Source organism: Streptococcus sp. P25B114 (genome assembly GCF_053010325.1).
This window is the reverse complement of sequence record NZ_JBRKNW010000023.1, coordinates 24684-30683: the sequence shown is the minus strand read 5'-3', so window position 1 is coordinate 30683 and position 6000 is coordinate 24684. Positions and strand designations below refer to the sequence as shown.

The following is a 6000-nucleotide window of genomic DNA, read 5'->3' as shown; positions in this document are numbered from 1 at the left end:
ATGACGGAATTAGAGCGCCTTCAAGAGGAAAATGAACGTCTTCGAACTGAGGTGGCCTTCCTAAAAAAGTTGAGAGAACTTCGCTTGAGGGACGAAGCACTAGTGCGCGAACAGCAGAAACAATTAGAGATATGGTCCAAGGAGGATTCCGACTAGACCTCCTACTTGCGACAGCTAAAATGCCTCGCTCAACTTATTATTATCAAGTCAAGCAACTGGATAAACCCGACAAGAACAAAGCAATTAAGGCTGAAATTCAAGCCATTTATGATGACCATAAAGGTAATTACGGCTATCGTCGGATTTATTTAGAACTCAGAAATCGAGGTTTCTTCATCAACCACAAAAAGGTGCAGCGCTTGATGACAGTCATGGGCTTAGCGGCTCGTATTCGTCGTAAGCGCAAGTATGCTTCTTACAAAGGTGAGGTGGGTAAGAAGGCTGATAATCTGATTAAACGTCAGTTTGAGGGATCTAAGCCTTATGAAAAATGTTATACCGATGTGACGGAGTTTGCTTTGCCTGAAGGGAAACTCTACTTATCGCCTGTTCTTGACGGCTATAATAGTGAGATTATTGCTTTTACCCTGTCTCGGTCACCTGACTTGAAACAGGTTCAAACCATGCTTGCGAAGGCTTTTCCAGCAGATTTATACAGTGGGACTATTCTCCACAGCGATCAAGGTTGGCAATACCAGCACCAGTCTTACCATTACTTTTTGGAAACAAAAGGCATTCGACCATCCATGTCCCGCAAAGGGAATAGCCCAGATAATGGGATGATGGAGTCTTTCTTTGGCGTCTTGAAAACAGAAATGTTTTACGGATTTGAAAAGAGTTTCAAGTCTCTGGATCAACTGGAGAAAGCTATTACTGATTATATTTTTTACTATAACAACAAACGAATCAAAGCAAAATTAAAAGGACTTAGTCCTGTCCAATACAGAACTAAATCCTTTCAATAATTATTTGTCCAATTTTTTGGGGTCAGTTCAAATTGAGTCTTATTTTCAACTCATCATCCTCTCTGAAGAGGTTGGGCTATCTAAACCAGATACAACTATTTTCACACTTGCCTTGCAAAAAGTAAACATCCCTGCAGATAGAGTTGTCTATGTTGGTGATAGGTATGATAATGATATTCTACCTGCTAAATCTTTGGGAATGTGGACTGTACGAATACTGACAGATTTTGGGAAGCATGCCAGTGAAAATGAAAAATTGAAGAGTGATTGGGTAATTCCTTCATTGCAGGAGATAACAAATATGTTTGAACAAACAAAAAACTAGACTGAACATTCTCAGCCTAGTTTTTACATGTATTAGAATAAGCCTTTAACTTTATCTAAAAGACCGTTAACGCCTTCAGAACCTGACAACAAGCCTTTTGCTTGCTCCAAGTATTCGCCGAAGTTGTCTTTGTTTTCTTCTATGAATTGTTTTGCACCGTCAAAGTCTTTGTTGGCAATCAAGTCTTTTACTTCGTTAAACAAATCTACTGGATTCATAATCTCACCTCCTATTTGTCTATTAAACCAAAAATAGAGCGATTTCACAATTATTTTGAATTATGGATGAAAGGTCACGCAGACAGCTTCTGGAACCAGGAAATCATAGGATAGTTCTGTTAATCGACCTGTCTCTTCATCACGGGCAAAGACAGTCGCATTGTCAGAGTCTTGGTGGACCGCAACCAGGAATTTTTCATCTGGGCTGAGGGCAAAATCACGTGGCGTCTTGCCATTGGTTGGGACAATTTCCACTAGCTCAAGGCTGGCATCACCCAAGGTCTTGTAGACAGCAATGGAGTCGTGACCGCGGTTAGAACCGTAGACAAATTTCCCATCCTTACTGATGCGAACAGCAGCTGTGCCGTTGAAACCAGTGTGGTCAGCTGGCAGGGTCGAGATGGTCTGCATGTGTTCAAATTGACCAAGACCATCGTAAATCAAAACTTCAATGGTCGAATTGAGTTCGCAGATTAGATAGGCAATTTTTGCGTGGTGGTGGAAGACAATGTGCCGTGGTCCTGCCCCAGGAGCAGAAGAATAGCTACCTACTTGTTCCAATTTACCTTGGTCAGATACCTTGTAGCTGATGACCTGGTCCGTTCCCAAATCGCAGGTTACCAATAACTTATCTGGTGTCAAATCCGCAAAGTGAACATGAGGAGATGCTTGGTTTTCATGAGGACCAGACCCTTCATGTTGCGCCTGGTCTGCCAATTCCAGAGAACCGTCTTCTAAACGTTTGTAGACCAAGACCTGTCCCTTATGGTAATTGGCACCATAGACCAAATTGCGCTCTTCGTCAACTGCAACATAACAATGGGGAGCCCCTTCTTCAACGACATGGTTGAGTGGTTGGAAATCAGCTGTAAAGGCAGCAATCCCTCCCTGACCGTTTTCTGAGCCAACGGAGTAAAGTCGTCCCTCTGCATCGAAAGCAAGGTAAGTTGGGTTTGGCTCTTCAGCGACCAATTCTAATTGAGCTAGTGAGCCAGTTTCAGGATTGAAGTTAGCCTTATAAATCCCTCTTGAGTCTCTTTTGGTGTAGGTTCCGAAATAAATGTTCATTTGTTTCTCCTTATCTAGTGATTGTTTAAATTATACCACAATTCTGCATGAAAAAATTTCTTGGACATGATTTCCAGCATAAATTTTCGGCATTTACATGGTACAATAGTAGAAAAAGGAAAGGTAGAAATGAGATGGACGAGAAAGATCAAAAGTTTAGTGTGACCTGGTTTTTTAAATGGTTTATTAACAATCAGGCGGTGACTTTTTTCCTGGTGACCCTGCTGATTAGTCTGACTATTCTTGTATTTACTAAGATTAGTTTTTTGCTAAAACCGATAGGTAGTTTTGTGGAGATTATTCTCTTGCCTATGCTGTTGACAGGCTTGCTTTATTATCTCCTAAATCCCATTGTGGATTGGTTGGAGAAGAGGAAGGTTTCCAGAACGATTGGTATTTCCATTGTTTTTGTTCTGATTGGACTGCTTTTAGTTTGGGGCTTGGCAGTAGCAATTCCAAATATCCAGGAACAGGTAGTTTCATTTGTGCAAAATCTGCCTGCAAACATTCAAAAGCTAGAGCTACAGTTAACCTCCTTGTTGCAGGATAAGAGGTTTGAACAATTCCGACCGACGGCCCTTCAGGCGATCAATCAGGTCAATGATCAGATTATTTCCTTTGCTCAGCGATTTTCATCCAGCGCGGTCAACTGGGCTAGTCATTTGATTTCAACGGCATCGCAGATTATTGTGGCGGTCTTGATTATGCCCTTTATCCTCTTTTATCTCCTGCGAGATGGTAAGGGGCTCAATGCTTATATCACCCAATACTTGCCGACCAAGTGGCGGGCGCCCATTGGAACCGTTTTGTCGGATGTCAATAGCCAGCTGTCCAACTATGTGCGCGGTCAGGTGACGGTGGCCATGATTGTGGCTCTCATGTTTTCCATCATGTTCTCCATCATTGGTCTCAGCTATCCTGTGACCCTGGGGATTTTGGCTGGTTTTCTCAATCTAATCCCTTATCTGGGTTCCTTCTTGGCTATGATTCCGGCTGTCATTTTGGGCTTGATTGCAGGTCCCTTCATGCTGGTCAAGGTCTTGATTGTCTTTATGATTGAGCAAACCATTGAAGGTCGATTTGTGACGCCTTTGATCATCGGTTCTTCCTTGAACATCCACCCTATTACCATTCTCTTTGTCCTTTTGACTTCAGGGCAGATGTTTGGGGTGCTGGGCGTTCTTTTGGGAATTCCTATCTATGCCTCTATCAAGGTCTTGGTCAAGGCAGCCTTTGAATGGTACAAGGTTTATAGCGAATTATACGAAGAAGATACAATAGAGAGTTTAGAAGCGAATAATGAACAATAGTGAAAAGATGCTGGCTTGTTTGGACCAGCAGGATTTGGATAAAGCCAATAAATATTTCAAGCGGGCCTTGGTCCGGGACGATGAAGAGACGCTCTTGGCCCTGGCTGCCTACCTGGAGTCCATTGGATTTCTCCCCCAGGCGGCGGAGATTTATGGGAAATTGCAGAGTCAATACCCAGAAGTGGCTATCAATTTGGCTCAGATTGCCTTTGAAGATGGCTTGGTCGAAGAGGCTTTTGGTTATCTGGAGGCCATTTCTGAGCGCCACCCTGCCTACTTAGAGGCACTCTTGGTCAAGGCAGATTTGTACCAGGCAGAGGGCCTATCGGATGTAGCCCGTGAAAAATTGCTGGAGGCTAGTCACCTGTCGGATGAGCCCATTATCACTTTTGGACTAGCTGAGTTGGACATGGAATTGGAAAATTTCAAGGAAGCTGTTTCCCTCTACGCCCAGCTGGACAATCGGGAAATCTACGAATTGACTGGGGTGTCGACCTATCAGCGGATTGGTCTAGCCTATGCTAGTCTGGGCAAGTTCGAGGCGGCTGTCGAATTTCTGGAAAAGGCTGTGGAGCTGGAATATGATGACCAGACGGTTTTTGAGTTGGCAGCTCTGCTATTTGAACAAGAAGAATACCAGAAGGCTAATCTCTACTTTAAGCAGCTAGATACCATCAATCCTGACTTTGAGGGCTATGAGTACGCCTATGGGCAGTCTCTCCATGCGGAACACCAGTTGGAGGCGGCTCTGGCCATGACCCAGCAAGGCCTGGCCAAAAATGACTTTGATGCCAATCTGCTCCTGCAGGCTTCCCAGTATGCCTATGAATTGCATGATGAGGCGGCGGCAGAGGACTTCCTGCTGCGGGCCCGGGAGGTCATTGATGATGAGAATGAAGTGGCCTTGCGCTTGACCAATCTTTATTTGGAGCAGGAGCGCTATGAGGAAGTATTGCCATTCTTGACCGATGACTTGGACAATGTCCTGGCCCGTTGGAATATTGCCAAGGCCAATATGTCTTTGGAAGAAGTGGAGCAGGCTTTGGCTATCTTTGATGACTTGGTTGCAGATTTGGCAGACAATCCAGAATTTTTGGCGGATTATGTGGAGGCTTTACGGCTTATGGGGCGGGCTGAGGATGCGCGTGTCCAGGCTGGTCGGTATTTGAGCCTGGTGCCAGATGATTTGGCCATGCAAGAATTTTTGAATGAAGAGTAGGATATGCAAGTAAATCGATTATTTCAATACAATACCTTAGGGGCTCTCATGGCTGGTCTTTACGGTGGTTCCTTGACGGTCGGTGAGCTCTTGGAACACGGTGATTTGGGGCTGGGGACCTTGGACTCTATCGACGGAGAATTGATTGTACTAGATGGCAAGGCCTATCAGGCCAAGGGAGCAGGGGATAAGCCGCAAGTGGTGGAGGTTCCTGCTGATATGAAGGTACCCTATGCAGCGGTTATTTTCCACGAAGCTGAGGTCATTTTCAAGCAGCGCTTTGAGATGACCAGTGAGGAGCTGCAGGCAAGAATTGAGTCCTATTATGACGGGGAGAATCTTTTCCGTTCGATTAAGATTAAGGGGACCTTTTCTCGCATGCACGTCCGCATGATTCCCAAGTCAGCCTCCAGCGTTCGGTTTGCGGAGGTGGCCAGCCACCAGCCTGAATACACGGCTGAGGATATTTCGGGCACCATTGTAGGTATCTGGACACCGGAAATTTTCCACGGCGTCAGCGTAGCGGGTTACCACCTGCACTTTATCTCAGATGATTTGACCTTTGGCGGCCACGTTATGGACTATGTTATCGCCCAGGGCAATGTGGAAGTGGGGGCAGTCGATCAGCTGGACCAACGCTTCCCAATCCAAGACCGCCAGTACCTCTTTGCGAAATTTAATGCCAAGGAAGTGCGAGAGGATATAGAGAAGGCGGAGTGACGTTTCTAAATGAGAATAAGAAGGAAAGAATTCGACTTACAGGTGGAATTCTTTTTTCGTGCGATAGGTACAGTGGTGTGAGAGGAGCTAGTGATGATTCTCCTAATTTTACACAAACTTTACAAAAGCCCTCTAATAGATTTGATATTGACGGTGTAAGATAGAGTCATAACAA

Annotated in this window: 6 protein-coding genes and 1 pseudogene; 5 read left to right on the top strand and 2 right to left on the bottom strand. The window is 44.8% G+C overall.

Going from position 1 to position 6000, the window contains the following annotated elements:
- Together ACVC7T_RS09755 and ACVC7T_RS09750 are read left to right on the top strand one after the other, a co-directional pair.
- Positions 1 to 965 (top strand): annotated as a pseudogene (locus tag ACVC7T_RS09755) (IS3 family transposase); the annotation flags it as partial.
- A 4-nt stretch (positions 966 to 969) separates the two neighbouring features.
- On the top strand, positions 970 to 1290 hold the full coding sequence (locus tag ACVC7T_RS09750) for an HAD family hydrolase (RefSeq protein ID WP_447262863.1): 321 nt from the start codon (positions 970 to 972) through the stop codon (positions 1288 to 1290).
- A 32-nt stretch (positions 1291 to 1322) separates the two neighbouring features.
- Here the strand turns inward: ACVC7T_RS09750 and ACVC7T_RS09745 are convergent, their stop codons facing one another.
- A complete protein-coding gene (locus ACVC7T_RS09745; protein ID WP_105110949.1) occupies positions 1323 to 1508 on the bottom strand; it encodes a hypothetical protein in 186 nt (61 codons plus the stop codon).
- A gap of 60 nt (positions 1509 to 1568) precedes the next feature.
- Positions 1569 to 2576, bottom strand: a complete 1008-nt coding sequence (locus tag ACVC7T_RS09740; protein ID WP_105161095.1) for a lactonase family protein — start codon at positions 2574 to 2576, stop codon at positions 1569 to 1571.
- Positions 2577 to 2710: 134 nt separating this feature from the next.
- Between ACVC7T_RS09740 and ACVC7T_RS09735 the strand changes: the two genes are divergently transcribed.
- The 3 genes from ACVC7T_RS09735 to budA are packed head-to-tail and all read left to right on the top strand — an operon-like array spanning position 2711 to position 5825.
- Positions 2711 to 3886 carry an AI-2E family transporter gene (locus ACVC7T_RS09735; protein WP_447262862.1) on the top strand — a complete coding sequence of 392 codons (1176 nt, stop codon included), beginning with the start codon at positions 2711 to 2713 and terminating at the stop codon, positions 3884 to 3886.
- Positions 3876 to 5105 carry a tetratricopeptide repeat protein gene (locus tag ACVC7T_RS09730; RefSeq protein ID WP_105161096.1) on the top strand — a complete coding sequence of 410 codons (1230 nt, stop codon included), beginning with the start codon at positions 3876 to 3878 and terminating at the stop codon, positions 5103 to 5105. Before ACVC7T_RS09735 ends, ACVC7T_RS09730 begins: the two co-directional genes overlap by 11 nt.
- Positions 5106 to 5108: 3 nt before the next feature.
- The gene (budA, locus tag ACVC7T_RS09725) at positions 5109 to 5825 is read left to right on the top strand and encodes an acetolactate decarboxylase (RefSeq protein ID WP_105161097.1); all 717 of its coding nucleotides are present in this window, start codon (positions 5109 to 5111) and stop codon (positions 5823 to 5825) included.
- Positions 5826 to 6000: the final 175 nt, after the last annotated feature.

Excerpts from the sequence above, each read along its gene's own strand:
- ACVC7T_RS09745 (WP_105110949.1), bottom strand. The coding sequence starts at position 1,508 with ATGAATCCAGTAGATTTGTTTAACGAAGTAAAAGACTTGATTGCCAAC.
- ACVC7T_RS09740 (WP_105161095.1), bottom strand. The coding sequence starts at position 2,576 with ATGAACATTTATTTCGGAACCTACACCAAAAGAGACTCAAGAGGGATT.
- ACVC7T_RS09735 (WP_447262862.1), top strand. The coding sequence starts at position 2,711 with ATGGACGAGAAAGATCAAAAGTTTAGTGTGACCTGGTTTTTTAAATGG.
- ACVC7T_RS09730 (WP_105161096.1), top strand. The coding sequence starts at position 3,876 with ATGAACAATAGTGAAAAGATGCTGGCTTGTTTGGACCAGCAGGATTTG.
- budA (WP_105161097.1), top strand. The coding sequence starts at position 5,109 with ATGCAAGTAAATCGATTATTTCAATACAATACCTTAGGGGCTCTCATG.